The 14,891-nt window shown below is 40.0% G+C and carries 15 protein-coding genes; 3 read left to right on the top strand and 12 right to left on the bottom strand.

Annotated features, from left to right (window positions below):
- Nucleotides 1-9: 9 nt before the first annotated feature.
- The 6 genes from mraY to HMPREF0549_RS03300 all read right to left on the bottom strand — a co-directional run bounded on the left by mraY (nucleotide 10) and on the right by HMPREF0549_RS03300 (nucleotide 5,461).
- The gene (mraY, locus tag HMPREF0549_RS03325; protein WP_040531043.1) at nucleotides 10-984 is read right to left on the bottom strand and encodes a phospho-N-acetylmuramoyl-pentapeptide-transferase; all 975 of its coding nucleotides are present in this window, start codon (nucleotides 982-984) and stop codon (nucleotides 10-12) included.
- 14 nt (nucleotides 985-998) lie between these two features.
- Nucleotides 999-3,152 carry a penicillin-binding protein gene (locus tag HMPREF0549_RS03320; RefSeq protein ID WP_003716832.1) on the bottom strand — a complete coding sequence of 718 codons (2,154 nt, stop codon included), beginning with the start codon at nucleotides 3,150-3,152 and terminating at the stop codon, nucleotides 999-1,001.
- Nucleotides 3,152-3,523, bottom strand: coding sequence for a cell division protein FtsL (gene ftsL2 / locus HMPREF0549_RS03315; protein WP_003716831.1), 372 nt, complete (start codon nucleotides 3,521-3,523; stop codon nucleotides 3,152-3,154). The genes HMPREF0549_RS03320 and ftsL2 overlap by 1 nt, the downstream gene beginning before the upstream one ends.
- Before the next feature lie 24 nt (nucleotides 3,524-3,547).
- Nucleotides 3,548-4,498 (bottom strand): 16S rRNA (cytosine(1402)-N(4))-methyltransferase RsmH, encoded by a 951-nt coding sequence (gene rsmH, locus HMPREF0549_RS03310; RefSeq protein ID WP_003716830.1) that lies wholly within the window; start codon nucleotides 4,496-4,498, stop codon nucleotides 3,548-3,550.
- 13 nt (nucleotides 4,499-4,511) lie between these two features.
- Nucleotides 4,512-4,940 carry a division/cell wall cluster transcriptional repressor MraZ gene (mraZ, locus tag HMPREF0549_RS03305; RefSeq protein WP_003716829.1) on the bottom strand — a complete coding sequence of 143 codons (429 nt, stop codon included), beginning with the start codon at nucleotides 4,938-4,940 and terminating at the stop codon, nucleotides 4,512-4,514.
- Between the two features lie 164 nt (nucleotides 4,941-5,104).
- A complete protein-coding gene (locus HMPREF0549_RS03300) occupies nucleotides 5,105-5,461 on the bottom strand; it encodes a DUF3397 family protein (protein WP_003716828.1) in 357 nt (118 codons plus the stop codon).
- Between the two features lie 131 nt (nucleotides 5,462-5,592).
- Here HMPREF0549_RS03300 and HMPREF0549_RS09480 point away from each other — a divergent pair, with 131 nt between their 5' ends.
- Nucleotides 5,593-5,712 carry a DUF4044 domain-containing protein gene (locus HMPREF0549_RS09480; RefSeq protein ID WP_081446177.1) on the top strand — a complete coding sequence of 40 codons (120 nt, stop codon included), beginning with the start codon at nucleotides 5,593-5,595 and terminating at the stop codon, nucleotides 5,710-5,712.
- A gap of 78 nt (nucleotides 5,713-5,790) precedes the next feature.
- Here the strand turns inward: HMPREF0549_RS09480 and HMPREF0549_RS03295 are convergent, their stop codons facing one another.
- The 3 genes from HMPREF0549_RS03295 to HMPREF0549_RS03285 all read right to left on the bottom strand — a co-directional run bounded on the left by HMPREF0549_RS03295 (nucleotide 5,791) and on the right by HMPREF0549_RS03285 (nucleotide 9,646).
- Nucleotides 5,791-8,097, bottom strand: coding sequence for a DNA translocase FtsK (locus HMPREF0549_RS03295; protein ID WP_003716826.1), 2,307 nt, complete (start codon nucleotides 8,095-8,097; stop codon nucleotides 5,791-5,793).
- 16 nt (nucleotides 8,098-8,113) lie between these two features.
- On the bottom strand, nucleotides 8,114-8,623 hold the full coding sequence (gene trmL, locus HMPREF0549_RS03290) for a tRNA (uridine(34)/cytosine(34)/5-carboxymethylaminomethyluridine(34)-2'-O)-methyltransferase TrmL (RefSeq protein WP_003716825.1): 510 nt from the start codon (nucleotides 8,621-8,623) through the stop codon (nucleotides 8,114-8,116).
- A gap of 147 nt (nucleotides 8,624-8,770) precedes the next feature.
- Nucleotides 8,771-9,646 carry a methyltransferase domain-containing protein gene (locus HMPREF0549_RS03285; protein ID WP_003716824.1) on the bottom strand — a complete coding sequence of 292 codons (876 nt, stop codon included), beginning with the start codon at nucleotides 9,644-9,646 and terminating at the stop codon, nucleotides 8,771-8,773.
- A gap of 103 nt (nucleotides 9,647-9,749) precedes the next feature.
- Between HMPREF0549_RS03285 and HMPREF0549_RS03280 the strand changes: the two genes are divergently transcribed.
- Nucleotides 9,750-10,775 (top strand): lactonase family protein, encoded by a 1,026-nt coding sequence (locus HMPREF0549_RS03280; protein ID WP_003716823.1) that lies wholly within the window; start codon nucleotides 9,750-9,752, stop codon nucleotides 10,773-10,775.
- A gap of 202 nt (nucleotides 10,776-10,977) precedes the next feature.
- Nucleotides 10,978-12,213 (top strand): ISL3 family transposase, encoded by a 1,236-nt coding sequence (locus HMPREF0549_RS03275; RefSeq protein ID WP_040531040.1) that lies wholly within the window; start codon nucleotides 10,978-10,980, stop codon nucleotides 12,211-12,213.
- Between the two features lie 65 nt (nucleotides 12,214-12,278).
- Here HMPREF0549_RS03275 and HMPREF0549_RS03270 read toward each other — a convergent pair whose 3' ends face one another.
- The 3 genes from HMPREF0549_RS03270 to yjbM are packed head-to-tail and all read right to left on the bottom strand — an operon-like array spanning nucleotide 12,279 to nucleotide 14,632.
- Nucleotides 12,279-13,163 (bottom strand): RluA family pseudouridine synthase, encoded by an 885-nt coding sequence (locus tag HMPREF0549_RS03270; RefSeq protein ID WP_003716821.1) that lies wholly within the window; start codon nucleotides 13,161-13,163, stop codon nucleotides 12,279-12,281.
- Nucleotides 13,163-13,978: an NAD kinase gene (locus HMPREF0549_RS03265; RefSeq protein WP_003716820.1), complete on the bottom strand. Its 816-nt coding sequence runs from the start codon at nucleotides 13,976-13,978 to the stop codon at nucleotides 13,163-13,165. Before HMPREF0549_RS03265 ends, HMPREF0549_RS03270 begins: the two co-directional genes overlap by 1 nt.
- Before the next feature lie 9 nt (nucleotides 13,979-13,987).
- Nucleotides 13,988-14,632, bottom strand: coding sequence for a GTP diphosphokinase (gene yjbM, locus HMPREF0549_RS03260; RefSeq protein WP_040531036.1), 645 nt, complete (start codon nucleotides 14,630-14,632; stop codon nucleotides 13,988-13,990).
- Nucleotides 14,633-14,891: the final 259 nt, after the last annotated feature.

Genomic DNA, 14,891 nt, shown 5'->3' with positions numbered 1-14,891 from the left:
TAATAAAAGTTAAATATTAAAGATTAAAATACTTGCCACTGCAATAATTGAAGCAATTAAGCCAACACACCAAAAGACAATGTCGATTTTCCATTCACTCCATCCACAAAGTTCAAAGTGGTGGTGAATTGGGGTCATCTTAAAGATCCGCTTTCCGGTAAGCTTAAATGAAGCAACCTGCATAATTACACTAGCGGTTTCACAAACATAGACGATCCCAATTACCAACAACGACCATTCGTGATGAAGCAATAAGGAAACAGCAGCTAAAGAAGCCCCAATTGCTAATGATCCCATATCACCCATAAAAATTTTAGCAGGCTTATGGTTATACGGGAAGAAACCACAAAGTGTCCCGATCATTGCTAAACAGAAAAGAGCGATTTCAGCATAGCCTGGTTGATTGATGTTAACTAACGCAATAATTAAGTAGGCAAGGAATGAAATAATGGACAGGCCACTGACCAAGCCATCTAAACCGTCAGTTAAATTAACGGCATTGGAGAACCCAACAATCCAAAAGATAATAAAGAGCCCGTACCACCAGCCTACTTGACTAGTTCCAAAGCCCATTTGAAACCCTTCATGCTGATAAATCACCGTAAAGATCATTGCAGCAATTACCTGGCATAAAGCTTTTTGCCATGCTTTAAATCCTTCGTTTTGGTGGTGGAAGATCTTAATGCTGTCATCCCACATTCCGATCAAACCATAAATAACAAGGATGAACAGAAGTGCCCACATAGTATTAGTCAGCATTCCAAGAAAGCCGGCAACAACTAGAATGGTAATTACGGCAGAAATAATAAATAAGAGTCCTCCCATTGTAGGAGTTCCAGCCTTCTTAGCATGCCACTTTGGCCCTTCTTTTCGAATTTGCTGCCCTTCTTTTTTTGCGTGAAAATAGCGAATTAACGAGGGCATTAATAGAAATGTAATTAAAAACGAACAAATTAATGTTACTACAATACTAATAAAATTCATGTTTTCCTCCTAGATTAATGCCGAGAAGAATACTCGACAGTCAGTGTTGATGACTTATTTACACTATCGTTAGCCTTGATACTCTGCTTTGTAACGTAGCCAGAACCTTTTTCCTTCAACTTAATTCCCATCATCTGGGTAAGTTTTTGAACGTCATCGGAACTCCAGTTACTAATGTCCGGCATCTTATATTCTCCCCCGGTATCTAAAATGATTCGTTGATTAATTAGGGAAGATTGACCACTGGCAATTGATTGACGCTTAACACTTTGTCCTGATCCAATGACAACCGGAACAAGGTGCTTTTTATTAAGCCGATCGCTTGCAACCTGTGATGACTGGTTAACCATATTAGGAACTTTAACAATTCCGGAATTCTTTTGTTTGGTACTCTTTTGTCGACTAAGAATAAACTTCATCGTTGGGTTAAAGACTTCCGCAATCATCTTTGTTGCTGGTTTACTTAGGTTATGAGGCTTTCGTAGCGTGACATACATTACATAGCGTGGATTATTGACAGGTGCAATCCCAACAAATGAGTAAAGGTAACTACTATCGCTATTACCATATCCTCCAGCACCACCAATTTGCGCAGTCGCTGTTTTTCCCGCAATTTTATAACCATCAATTTGATAATCATGGCCAAGGCCCTTTTGATCATAAATAACTCCCTCCATCATTTTAACGACTTTTTTAGAGGTTGAAGCCTTAATTGGCTGGCCAACCTTCTTCGGAGTTACTTTTTGAATTGTTTTTCCTTGGTTATCGGTTACCTTATCAATAATGTATGGCTTCATCATCTTACCATTATTGGCAATTGCACTAAAGCCCTGCATCATTTGCATGACATTGACAGTAATCCCTTGACCAAATGCAGTGTTGGCTTGTTGAAGGATTCCCTTAAAGGCGCTATAGCCACTAACTTCATTATTCATTCCTTCAACATTCACCTTGTTAAACATCCCAAAACGGGTTAAATACTTTTTCCAGGTTTTAGCCCCCATATTCTGTTCGACATGAGCGAAACCAACATTACTTGATAAGTCAAAAGCATCCTTATATGAGATTACTCCCCATCCAGATGTTTGCCAGTCGGTAACCTTACCCCCGCCAATTTGCCAGGTTCCAGAATTAAAGGTTGCGTTCGGGTCAAAGTGCCCAGAATCAATTGCTGCGCTTAGTGCAAATGTCTTCATCGTGGAACCCGGTTCGTACACATCCTGAACAAGCATGTTCCGCCAAACAGGATTCTTTTTTGAGCGAAGTGTTGGTCGCTGAGATGCAGCAATGATTTTACCTGTTTTGGCATCCATAACCACCGCAGTCATTGACTCTGCCTTTGATTCCTTAAATACCCGGGTCATTTTATTTTCCATGATATGCTGGACCTTGGCATCAAGGGTTGTATAAATATTATCCCCATTGATCGCTTTTTTTACCACCCGGTTACTATTAGCTAAGCTATATCCGTAAACATCCTTTTTATCCTGACGAAGGCCATTCCTTCCGGTTAATTTTTTATTAAAATAACTTTCAAGGCCAACCTGACCAACTAGTGTCATTTGTCCCGTTTGCTTATTGGTTATTTTGGGCGTTGCCATCCCAATTATCTGTGATGCAAATTCTCCTTCTGGGTATGACCGGGCTGGCGTTGCAATAAAGCCGATCCCCGGAAGCTTTTCTGCTTTAATCTGCTGCATCTTGGCAACTGATAAGTTTGCACCGGCACTCCCAAATTCAACCTGGTAAGACTGCCCTTTTTTAGATAGCGTCTTAAGAATTTCTGATTCAGGCATTTTAATGTACTTAGCAAGGATCCTTGCTGTCCGTTTTTTATTCTTCACGTATAGCGGTTTACCATCTGCAGACCGCTGACTCTTATCTAAGACAGCATAAAGAGTGTATCTACTAGTATCTGTCGCTAAAACTGAGCCATGCTGATCATAGATATTCCCCCGCTTAGCAAGAATGGTTCTCCTTTGGGTATATATTTGTTCAGCTTGAGAACGCAGGTTAACGTGTTGAACATCCTTTGTAATTGCAATATATGCAAAACGAACGATAAATAACGTAAACATTGCAACTACTATTATGAAGAGCCACTTGCCAAAAGTTTCTCTGTTGCCATTATTTCCGTTATTTTTCGTTCGTTGAGTCATCTTATTCATTATTTATTAACGTTCCTTACGTTTGAATTATGATCCACTAATCCATACTTTTTAGCAGCTGACCGCAATTGAGATTGACTCGTCATTTCAGCAATTGCTTGCCGATGACTAGCATTATCATTTTTTGCTTGATATATCTTTGTTTGTAAGTCTTGTAATTGATGCTGACGAGTATTGATTGTGTTTTTAGTTGATAAAAGTGAAATTGTTAAACATAAGGTTACAATACTACAAACAGCGACTAGCCCGCGTTCAAAGTTTGACCAGGTAACCGTCTTAACGGCGGGCCCCAATTGCTGACGAGCTTGGGCACCAGGATCGGTTGTCCTCGGCTGATCACGCGAAATCCTTTTTGCAGTATTTGAAACCATCTCAATCACTTTCCTTTTGTATTTTTACTTTTTTATTCTTTCAATTATCCGTAACTTAGCACTATGAGCACGGTGATTATTTGCTAATTCTTCTTGACTAGGAAGGATTGGCTTCTTATTAATTAATTTAAATTTGGGTTGCATTTCTGGTGGAATTACCGGTAATCCTGGCGGCAATTCATCAGCTAATGAGACCTTTTCATGGAACATTGTTTTCACTAACCGGTCTTCTAATGATTGAAAAGTTATCACGCTTATTCGACCGCCAACGTTAAGCAATTCTAGTGCTTGTTCCAATGAATCTTCTAATGCTCCCAATTCATCGTTAACCGCAATTCTAATTGCCTGAAAAGTCTTTTTTGCTGGATGACCGCCATGCCGCCGAGCAGCTGCCGGAATAGCCTCTTTTATCACATCAACAAGTTCAAAAGTTGTTTTGATCGGCTTGCTCTCTCGGCGCCGTTCAATCTTGCGTGCAATTTGTTTAGCAAATCGTTCTTCGCCATAACGATAAAGAATCTTGACCAGCTTTTCATATGGCCATTCATTAACAACGTTCATTGCGGAAAGCGCCTGCTGTTGGTTCATCCGCATATCTAACGGTGCATCCAGCTTATAGCTAAAGCCCCGTTGTGCATCATCAAATTGTGGTGATGATACTCCCAGATCATATACAATCCCATCAACACTCTTAACACCGTTTTTCGCCAGTGCCGTCCCCAAATTGCGAAAATTATCTTCAATTAAGATTGAACGACCATCATCAATGAATTTTTTCAAGTGCTGTTGGTTATATCTGATTGCTGTCTGATCCTGATCGAATGAATACAGGCGCCCAGTTGTTAACTGGTTAAGGATTGCTGAACTATGACCCCCACCGCCTAAAGTGGCATCGACATAGGTTCCATCTGGGCGGATATTTAGACCAGCAACAGCTTCATTTAATAATACTGTTACATGTTTGAACTCTGTCATCAAAAATCCCCCATTAAAAGTCGATATTTAGATCTTCAGCAATCTGGTCAAAATCATCTTCAGTAGATTCAGTAAACTGCTCCCACTTCTCTGTACTCCAAATTTCAAGCCGATTAGCGACCCCTACCACAACACACTTTTTTTGCAGTTTAGCATGTTGACAAAGAGTATCTGGTAAATTAATCCGACCTTGCTTATCAAACTCGCAATCCGTTGCGGCTGAGTATAGGAAACGAACAAAAGCCCGGGCATCACGTTTGGTTAACGGTAACGCCTTTAGCTTTTCTTGAAGCTGTTCCCATTCGTTAAGCGGGTAACCAAATAGGCACCCATCTAAGCCACGAGTGACAATAAAGTGAGTGCCTAATAGTTCACGAAATTTTGCAGGGATGATCAGTCGGCCCTTGCTGTCGATCGAATGTGTATATTCGCCCATAAACATTGGCCTTTACCTCCCCACAACCACTTTATAGGTAAAGTCTACCACAATCCCCCACTTTCCACCATATCATTTCAAAAATAATCGTTAATAATAAAAAAATTAGTGAAAAGTCATTTTCGTTTACGAAATAGCTCTTCACTAACCAATGCTTAATATTATTAATGTTATATTAATGGCAGATTCTGACAGAACAGCGAGCCTACGAAGATAATTACTGCCAAGATGACCGATAATCGCCAAAATACTGGCCAATAACGACGGTAAATAAACTCTCCATAGTGAACCGTTTGAACAATGATTAAAATAATTGCAACAATCATCCAAATTGCAACCGGATACGCAATCCAGTAAAGGCTAGCGATGTTATAAATACTTAGCAACCATAAAATAATTGTCCAAGCAACTGGACTATGAACATGACGGTGCCGACGAGCAAAATGAAAGACTTTGCCAATTAAATTTTCAACAAACCAAATAACAACAAGTAATATTAATTGTAGAAATGCGATTCGATAATCCATAACTGGTTCTGACTACTCCCGATTAATTTCTAGTAATAGTTTATCACAGCATACTAAGATGTTTGAAATCACCTTATAAAATGATGTAGACTATTACTATTATAAATTCATCTATGAAGGGCGGTAAAAGGATGCAACGTAAAAAGAAAACACGTTTTCAAAAGATTACGATGGTTGCTATCTGGCTTATGTTAATTGCAATGCTTGGTTCCCTAATTTTTGGTGCCATCGCTTCATTAGGCGTAATGTAATTAAATTAAGTGAATAACAAATAAGGAGTTCAGAGATTTGGTCACTGAACTCCTTTATTATTTAAATTAAGGTTACACCTACTCATCCTCAGACTGGTCCTTTTGTTTAAAAACCTCCCGCGGCTTAGAGCCATTAGCTGGACCGATGTAGCCGCGTTGTTCCATGTCATCAATGATCCGGGCGGCCCGATTATAACCTATTCGGAATCTTCGTTGAATTAGCGAAGTTGAAGCTTTTTGCTGGTCCACCACAAATTTCAGTGCTTCAGGAAAAAGCTCGTCTTCATCTTCGGCCTTTTCTTCTTGGGCAATTTCATTATCGGTAACAACCATCTTCTGATCATATTCTGCAGGTCGTTCTTTTTTAATAAAGTTTACCACCGCTTCAACATCCTGATCAGAAATAAATGCTCCCTGTACACGAACAGGTTTATTTTGATCAATCGGTTCAAAAAGCATATCACCCCTGCCGAGTAACTTTTCTGCCCCGTTAGTATCAATTATTGTCCGTGAATCAATTCCACTAGAGACCGCAAAAGCAATCCGCGATGGTACGTTTGCTTTAATTAACCCGGTAATAACATCAACTGAAGGCCGCTGAGTAGCAAGAATCATATGAATACCAGCAGCCCGTCCCATTTGCGCGATTCGAACAATTGCATCTTCAACGTCATGGGAAACCGTCATCATCAGGTCGGCTAATTCGTCAACAATTACCAGAATTAACGGCAGTGCTGGTTGTTCCGTTGCCCCTTCTTGACCATTATTATCACGAACTAACTGATTATAGCCCTTCAAATTACGAACACCAAACTTGGCGAACAGTTCGTATCGGCGCTCCATCTCAGCAACAACTTTGCCTAATGCCCGGGCAGCCTTCTTTGGTTCAGAAACCACCGGACTAAGCAAGTGGGGAATGCCATTATAAACACTCAATTCGACCTTTTTAGGATCAATCATCAAAAATTTCACCTGGTGCGGCTTGGCTTTTAATAAAATGCTTGTAATGATGTCATTAATCGCCACTGACTTCCCGCTACCAGTAGCACCAGCAATTAACAGGTGCGGCATCTTTGTTAAATCCGCCATCATTACATCACCCGTAACGGTTCTGCCCAGGGGAACATTCATTGGATGATCGTCGTGGGGCATTGATTCAATCATGTCACGGAAACCAACAGTTGCAACTTGTTGGTTAGGGACTTCAATCCCAATTAGTGACTTCCCCGGAATTGGTGCTTCAATTCGAATGTCCTTTGCAGCAAGGGCTAATGCCAAATCATCAGCTAAATGAGTAATTCGGCTAACTTTAACACCAACCGCCGGACGTAACTCATATTTTGTTACCGATGGACCGAGGTTAACATTTTCAACCGTTGCCTCGACTCCAAACGATTTTAAGGTATCCTGGAGCTTTTGAGTATTCTTTTTAATTGCGTGCAGATCATCCCCCTGATCCGCCTGAGGGATCTTAGTTAACAAGTCAAGCGGTGGTAATTGATAATCAGCATCTTCTTTTTCAGTCGTCGTTGTTAGTTGTAAATCATCATCATTCGCAGAATCATGTTGTTCAGGTGCTGTTGATTTAACTGGTGATTCTTCATTACTCGTATTAGCAACGGTAATTCGTGGCTCAACCTTAGGAGAACTCATTTGCTGAGGCGAACTGACAGCGACCGCTTCATTAGCTTCTGGTTTAGTATTTGACTTTTCAGCTAAACTGACCTTCTTTTTTGACAATGTTTGTCTTACATGAGGGTGCTTAGGAAGTCGTTGTTTAAACTGTTGAACAGCTGCCGGAGCTTTCTTTAACTGCTGACCAAAACTAGTTAAAGCCTGATCCCAAGGAATCGCAAAGAAGATCACAATTCCAGCAATAATCATTAACCACGCTAAAATTGCTGTCCCCTGCTGACCAATTAAATAATTACTGCCACTATAAAGCAAGGCTCCAATCATTCCACCACCAATATTCGTTGAGTTACTGGTTTGAAAGAAAACCTTGCTCAAATTATTCCAGGTAACAGCAAGAAAATTAGCATGAAGGTTTAAGTGATTAAACATTAAATAGTGGAGCCAGATCAAAGCTCCAGCATAGGCAACAGTAAATCCCCAGATCCATCGCTGATTATACTTTGGCTGATGACCAAAAAAGGTGAGCGCTATTCCAGAAATAAGAGCAAGAGCCATCACTACTGGATAAGATTTACCCACCAAAATACTAAAGATCCCGACCAGGAGCTGACCAATAACTCCCAAATTAAATAACCCAATCAGCATTAAAAACGCAAGGATTAGCCCCACCAAATTAGCTACGATCTTTGCTTGTCCCTTTTTACTTGCTGATCGACGACGACCGGTTCCCGATCGTTTTTTCCTTGCCATAATAGATATTCCCCGCTTACTTTAACTTATCAAAATGGTACTTATGCACACGAGCCAGGTTTGGAAAACTTTGCTGACGAAGTGCTTCATAAATAACAATTGCTGCACTATTCGAGAGGTTTAATGCCCGAATATTATTGTCATTTTGCGGAATTCGAATAGCATTTTCTGGGTACCGTCGCATGAATTCTTCAGGTAGACCAGTTGTCTCCTTACCAAATAAGAAGTAATGATCTCCATCAGCTGTATAGTCCACATCAGTATAATCACGGCTTGCAAACTTTGACACAAGGTAGAGCTTACTAATATCAGGAACAGTCGAAACAAATTCCCGTAGATCATCATGGTAGGTAATCTTAACCTTATCCCAATAATCTAATCCTGCCCGTTTCATGTGCTTATCATCCGTTGAAAATCCAAGCGGCTTAATTAAATGTAATTCCGTATTCGTTCCCGCGCATGTCCGGGCAATATTCCCAGTATTAGCAGGAAACAATGGTTCAAATAGTACAATATGGTTTGTCATTATGATTCTCCTTAGGCAAATAAAAAAAGCAGGGTCTCGGTGTTGGCAAGGCGAAACGCTGCTTTAATGAAGTACTCCTTGGCAATTACCAACGAATCTGTTCGATGTCAATTGCCAAACGATTTCTCATAAGATAATTTACCACCTTTAAATCGAATTGGCAATACCCTTAATTACTTTTTTTGCTACCAATAAACTAACATCAACAGTAATTGAAGTAAGATTTGCTAACTCATCCTTAGTAGGCTGGCGGACATTCTTTCCCCAACTCATTGGCGTCATCTTAATCATATCAGTAACTAATTCATGAGGAAGGTTAAATTGATAACGGATTGGAACCTGCTCTGCATCTGGATAATGCTGTTTAAATAGTTTTAAAACTTTACTATTGTCATAATGGTAATGCTGATCCCGGTCCCCATATAATAAATGGCGCAATTCCAGGAGATAATCGGCGTTAGGAATTACTTTCATTAATAAACCGCCAGCTTTTAGGACTCGGTTAAATTCACGGTAATCTGAGGGCGAAAAAAGTTCCAAAACTGTATCGAAAGATTGATCAGCAAAGGGTAACTGCCGTAGATCCGCCACACAAAAGAAAGCATTAATTCCAAGCTGAGTTGCCAAGGTAATCCCAGCTTTTGAAATATCAAAACCAACGTAGAAATCTTGGTCGTGACGAAGAGCAGCTAGCTGGGCTAATGGTGTTCCTTCGCCTGTTCCGACATCTAAAATGGTCTGTGAGGTTGTCGGAAGCAGCGAATTAACCTTTTTAATAATTGGCTTAAATAGTCCTGCTTCAAGCAGTCTTCTTCGTGATAAGAACATCGCCCGATCATATTCCGTTGTCCCCTGAGTATTCAAAAAGTGGAGATAACCATGACGATTAAAATCAATTGTATGTCCCTTTTCGCACACAAGTGTATTTCCAATTAAACTAATATACCCCTGATGACAAATTGGGCAACGAAACGTCTTCAGGTGACTCTGAACTAATTTTTCAGCACGTTCGATTTTTTTCATTTGATTTCTCCTAATTTTTTACTATTTACAGTGTACCATAGCTAGTATTAAGCTTAACGAATTGCTATCATAGAGGTAAGCATTTTCAAAGGAGGCAGTTTAATTGACTGAACAATTTTTAATCGGTACATATACCAAGAAAGATAGTAAGGGTGTCTACAAGGTAACCTTAGATCCCCAAAAAGAAGAAATTACCAAGGTTGAATTAGCAATTCCTTCCCAAAAGCCAGCTTACCTACAAGTTGGTTCAGACAAGCGGGTTTATGCTGTTAAGCAAATTGATGATCAAGGCGGTGTTGCATCATACTCCCTTAAGGATGACAATGCTAAGATGTTAAGTAAGGTTTTGGCTGCTGGAGCCCCTCCTGCATATGTTGGTCTTGATGAAAAGCGACACTTACTTTACAGTGCCAATTACCACACTGCAAAGGTTGATGTCTTTAAGATTAACGATGACGGAACATTAACTCAAACTGACTCAGTCCTTCACCAAGGGGCTACTGGTCCACAACCTGAACAGGATAGTCCTCACGTTCACTTTGCAGATTTAACTCCTGATCAACGTCTAGTTGTTTGTGATTTAGGAATGGACCTGGTTGTTGTTTATGATGTTTCTGCTGATGGAAAATTGACTGCAGTTTCCCGTTATAAGTCAGAGGATGGCTTTGGCTCACGTCACATTGCATTCCACCCTAATGGTAAGTATGCTTACCTTCTCGGTGAATTAAGCAGCAAGCTTGAAGTACTTAAGTATAATGCTGCTGATGGAACCTTCAGCCATGTTCAAACCATTAAAACCATTCCTGATGATTGGACTGCCCACAACGGAGCCGCCGCAATTCGTCTTTCCAAGGATGGCAAGTTTATCTATACTTCAAACCGTGGTGAAAATACCATTGCAGTTTTCGAAGTACAACCTGATTTTACGGTTAAGCATATTCAATCAATCTCAACTGAAGGTGATTTCCCTCGTGACTTCAACCTTAGTTCTGATGAATCATTCTTGTTAGCTTCTAACCAAAATAGTGATAACTTGACTCTTTACAAGCGCGATCCAGAAACTGGAAAGCTTACCTTATTACAAAAGGACGTTGCTTGTCCTGAACCTGTTTGTGTTCAACGCTTCTAATCAATCTATTAGGTAAATAAAATGGCCATTACAGTTTGTAATTCTTATAAACTGTAATGGTCATTTCTAGTTTAAATGGGTATACACTTTCTGGTATTGATACAACATCAATGCCAGTTTTTTTGTATACAAAAAGGACAGCTGCTGCCCTTATGTTGTACAATCAATTCACCACAAAAATCATGTAAAGAAGGTTATGCAGATGTCCCAAAATAATTCTATCTTAAATCTCCTCGAAATTGAAGACCAGAATATCAAAATTCAAAAGGTCGATACCACGATTCAAAATAACGAGAAAGTGAAGCTGATTTATGCCTCTCTGTCTTATCCCGTTGAACGCTGTAAGAACTGTGGCTTTAAGTCAGTAGTTAAAAATGGTCGGCGCAAAACTCACTTGCGCTTAGACAGCCTTAATGGCACCCGGTATGAAATGATCCTTGCTAAGCAGCGCTATTACTGCTCCAATTGCCAGACAACTTTTGGTGCCACTACTGATTTAACGAAGCCGAACCAAACGCTCTCTCGTAAGCTAAAAAATCAAATTATGGCGTTCTCTAAAGAAGGTTTAAATGGCCAGTTGGTCGCTCGTATCTGTCATTGTTCACCAAGTAGTGTTCATCGAACTATCAAAGAACGCATGAAGCGTCACTATCGGATGGCAGTCCTCCCAAAGCACCTTTGCTTTGACGAATTCCGCTCCGTTAAATCGGTGATGTCGTTTATCTGTTGTGATAGTGAATCACATCAACTGGTCGTTAAGCTTAAGGATCGTCTTTCGCCATCTATCATTGACTACTTTGAGAATCGCTACAGTAAAGCTGAACGAGAACAGGTAGAAACGGTCGTGATTGACCTCAACGCTCAATACCAAAGCTTCATCTACCGTCTTTTTCCTAATGCCCAAATTATCATTGATCGTTTTCACATTATTCAACTTACTGGTCGGGCCTTAGATAACTGTCGGATTAATATCCTTAAGTTCTTAGATGCTCATAGTCGTGAATATAAGATTATGAAATCCCAATGGCGACTCTTCCACCTTAAACAAACTGAACTACACCCAGAGAAACCCGTCTATCTACGGGGGATTAACGAATACATGACTAAACAAAATGCCGTTGATCTAATCACCAATAAATTCGACGACTTTAAGGCTGTTTACCAAACCTATCAAACAATTACCAAGGCATTACATGATCGTGATCAGGAGCTCTTGCAAGATGTTTTAGAACATTACCAACCTAACAAAACCGCAATGGACACTACAATTGCCACCCTGAGAAAGAACCGCCGAGCCGTCATTAATAGTACTAAGTATGAATATTCCAATGGTCCCCTGGAAGGAATCAATCAAAAAATTAAGACTCTTAAGCGTGTCTGTTATGGCTTTGCCAATCAAGAATTTTTCTTTTTAAGAATTGATTGTTTATTTGCATAAAAAATACCACCCACATTTCTGTAGGTGGCATCGATATCCATCAATACCAGTTGACAGATACCCGTTTAAATTGAATTAATTAAATTCAACATATCTTCCGGGACAGGAGCATGAACTTCTATCCATTGTTGCTTAAAGGGACTATAGAATTTCATCCAGTAACAATGAAGCGCTTGGCGAGAAATTATTTGTTTACCACCATACATTTCATCACCAATCAATGGATGACCTAAATACTGAAAGTGAACCCGAATCTGGTGGGTTCTCCCGGTATGGAGACGAATGCGTAATAGTGACATTTGAACTGATGACTTTTCTAGCCAATATTCCGTAACTGATGGTTTCCCGGTAGAAATAACCGTTCGCGAAACGAATTTTTCGGGATCCCGATCAATTGGCGCATCAATATAACCATGAGGAGCCTTGATTTGTCCACCAACAACTGCATAATAATTTTTCTTTACTTGGTGCTTTTTTAGTTGTTGATCCATAACTGCATGAGCAAACCGATGCTTTGGGAAAACCACCAGGCCACTTGTATCCTTATCCAACCGTGTAGCAACGTGAATTACTAAGTTCTCATAACCTTGGCGTTCATAATAATTACGAACCCGGTTAACTAGACTGTCAGCAACCGTAACGTGATGTGCCGGGACGGTTGCAACTCCCGCTGGTTTATTAAGAATTAAGAAGTCTCGATCCTCATAAATAATTTGGATAGGAAGATTGATAGGAATAACATTATCATTTGGCTTTTCAGAAGGTAAGATCAGCGAGAAATAATCACCAGGATTAACAAGATCAACGGTCCACCGATCCTCACCATTAATCTGCATCTTTCCCCCATGATAAACTGCAACCTTGATTAAACTTGCACTAACTCCTTCATGCTTTAAGGCAGCACGAAGCTTTCGCGGTTGACTTCCCGTATATTGCCATTCAAATTTCATTATTTTGCGCCACCAATAAACGAATCCTTAACCCGGTGCCAGAAATTATTATGACGGTATTGGGCGAAGTTAATCCGCTTTTTGGCAACCTGATAAGTAATTTCTACTAATTTCCGCTCCCCAACTGATGGTTTTAAACGAACCTGATCCCGATCACAGGTCATCACATGCCCGTTGAGGTCTTTTAAGCGGAGCATTAGCTTTGACTCAGAACCAAAAATAATCGGCGATCCCAATGTTCTAAATACCCGGTTATTCAAAGATGCCATTTCCGCTAACTGAAAGCCAACAATTTGGGGATCCATAATTGCACCACCAACCGACTTGTTATAAGCAGTCGAGCCCGTTGGTGTAGAAATACAGAGCCCGTCACCCCGGAACGTTTCAAATAGTTCATTGTTAATAAAAACATCACAAACCATTGTCTTCGTAATATTTCGGACCGTTGATTCATTCAATGCTGTGTAGTGATCAATTGATCCATCAGAGTAAATAGCGTGCATATCAAGCAATGGATATGAAACAGACTGTCCACTATCATTAACCAAGCTTTCAACTAGATCATCCATCTCGTAATTTCGCCAGTCAGTATAGAAGCCAAGGTGTCCCGTGTGAATCCCAACGAACCGGATCTTATCTAGTAACGCTTCATAGTGATGAAATGCTGACAGTAAGGTTCCGTCTCCACCAATTGTGATAACAACATTGGGCGCATTTTGATCAAGCACTAACCCAGCCTTGCTCATTTCTGCTTTAAGTAACTTACTAATTCGTTGTGACTCTGCTGTTTCATTGTTATAAATTGCGACTCGCATATAATCTCCTTATCTGTCTGGGATGTTCTGATCGCCTGGTGTTCGATTTGAGAACATCGTTTGTGCTTCTTGAATTTCCTCGCGAATTTCTGACATTTCATTATCAAGTTTAAATGCGGCTTCTGCAGCTCGTTGTAACCGCGCGGATAATTCTTCTGGAAATTCACCTTGGTATTTATAATTTAGTGAGTGTTCAATTGTTGCCCAAAAGTTCATTGCTAATGTCCGAACCTGGATTTCGGCAAGGATCTTTTTCTCACCGGAAATCAACTGGACCGGATACTCGATGACAATATGGTAAGAACGGTACCCGCTCGGTTTAGCATTACTAATGTAGTCACGTTCTTCGAGGATGGTCATATCGCTCCGTTGACGAAGCAGATCAACTACTTGATAAATATCTTCAACGAACTGGCACATAATTCGTAATCCAGCAATATCCTGCATATCCTGTTCAAGTCGATCTTCCTGAACATGACGTCTGATCATCTTTTCCTTAATGCTATCAACTGGTTTTACTCGTCCAGTAACAAATTCGATCGGTGAATGCTGCGTTTCGTCTTGATATTGTTTACGGATTCCTCTTAATTTAACTTTTAATTCATTAACCGCTTGTTGGTAAGGTAGTAGAAAGTGTTGCCAATCTTCAACCATATAAAACCCTCCCATTAAAGTTCGCATTTAATTCTAGCACAATCACTCCCTAAACAGCATAAAACTGATTCATAAATCATAATTCTTTACAAATTTAGCTTTTTTTGCAAAAATAAATTTGTTTAGAAATGTTGTCAAGTTAGTGTTAAACGAGGGGGAGCATTTAATGCTAGAAATTCATTTATTCGTCAATCCGCTAGAGAATCGTTGCTTCCGGTGCGAACATGATGTTCTTAAGATTGACCATCAACTTAACACC

The sequence above is a fragment of the Limosilactobacillus vaginalis DSM 5837 = ATCC 49540 genome (assembly GCF_000159435.1).
In the GTDB taxonomy this organism is placed as follows: Bacteria; Bacillota; Bacilli; order Lactobacillales; family Lactobacillaceae; genus Limosilactobacillus; species Limosilactobacillus vaginalis.
Note: the sequence above shows the minus strand (reverse complement) of the source record. Positions and strands in the feature narration are given on the sequence as shown.

What these genes read in the sequence shown, in the direction of transcription:
- trmL (WP_003716825.1), bottom strand. Translation starts at nt 8,623, where the DNA reads ATGACAAACCATATTGTACTATTTGAACCATTGTTTCCTGCTAATACT.
- HMPREF0549_RS03285 (WP_003716824.1), bottom strand. Translation starts at nt 9,646, where the DNA reads ATGAAAAAAATCGAACGTGCTGAAAAATTAGTTCAGAGTCACCTGAAG.
- HMPREF0549_RS03270 (WP_003716821.1), bottom strand. Translation starts at nt 13,163, where the DNA reads ATGAAATTTGAATGGCAATATACGGGAAGTCAACCGCGAAAGCTTCGT.
- HMPREF0549_RS03300 (WP_003716828.1), bottom strand. Translation starts at nt 5,461, where the DNA reads ATGGATTATCGAATCGCATTTCTACAATTAATATTACTTGTTGTTATT.
- mraZ (WP_003716829.1), bottom strand. Translation starts at nt 4,940, where the DNA reads ATGTTTATGGGCGAATATACACATTCGATCGACAGCAAGGGCCGACTG.
- yjbM (WP_040531036.1), bottom strand. Translation starts at nt 14,632, where the DNA reads ATGGTTGAAGATTGGCAACACTTTCTACTACCTTACCAACAAGCGGTT.
- HMPREF0549_RS03265 (WP_003716820.1), bottom strand. Translation starts at nt 13,978, where the DNA reads ATGCGAGTCGCAATTTATAACAATGAAACAGCAGAGTCACAACGAATT.
- HMPREF0549_RS03275 (WP_040531040.1), top strand. Translation starts at nt 10,978, where the DNA reads ATGTCCCAAAATAATTCTATCTTAAATCTCCTCGAAATTGAAGACCAG.
- HMPREF0549_RS03320 (WP_003716832.1), bottom strand. Translation starts at nt 3,152, where the DNA reads ATGAATAAGATGACTCAACGAACGAAAAATAACGGAAATAATGGCAAC.
- rsmH (WP_003716830.1), bottom strand. Translation starts at nt 4,498, where the DNA reads ATGACAGAGTTCAAACATGTAACAGTATTATTAAATGAAGCTGTTGCT.
- HMPREF0549_RS09480 (WP_081446177.1), top strand. Translation starts at nt 5,593, where the DNA reads ATGCAACGTAAAAAGAAAACACGTTTTCAAAAGATTACGATGGTTGCT.
- ftsL2 (WP_003716831.1), bottom strand. Translation starts at nt 3,523, where the DNA reads ATGGTTTCAAATACTGCAAAAAGGATTTCGCGTGATCAGCCGAGGACA.
- HMPREF0549_RS03295 (WP_003716826.1), bottom strand. Translation starts at nt 8,097, where the DNA reads ATGGCAAGGAAAAAACGATCGGGAACCGGTCGTCGTCGATCAGCAAGT.
- mraY (WP_040531043.1), bottom strand. Translation starts at nt 984, where the DNA reads ATGAATTTTATTAGTATTGTAGTAACATTAATTTGTTCGTTTTTAATT.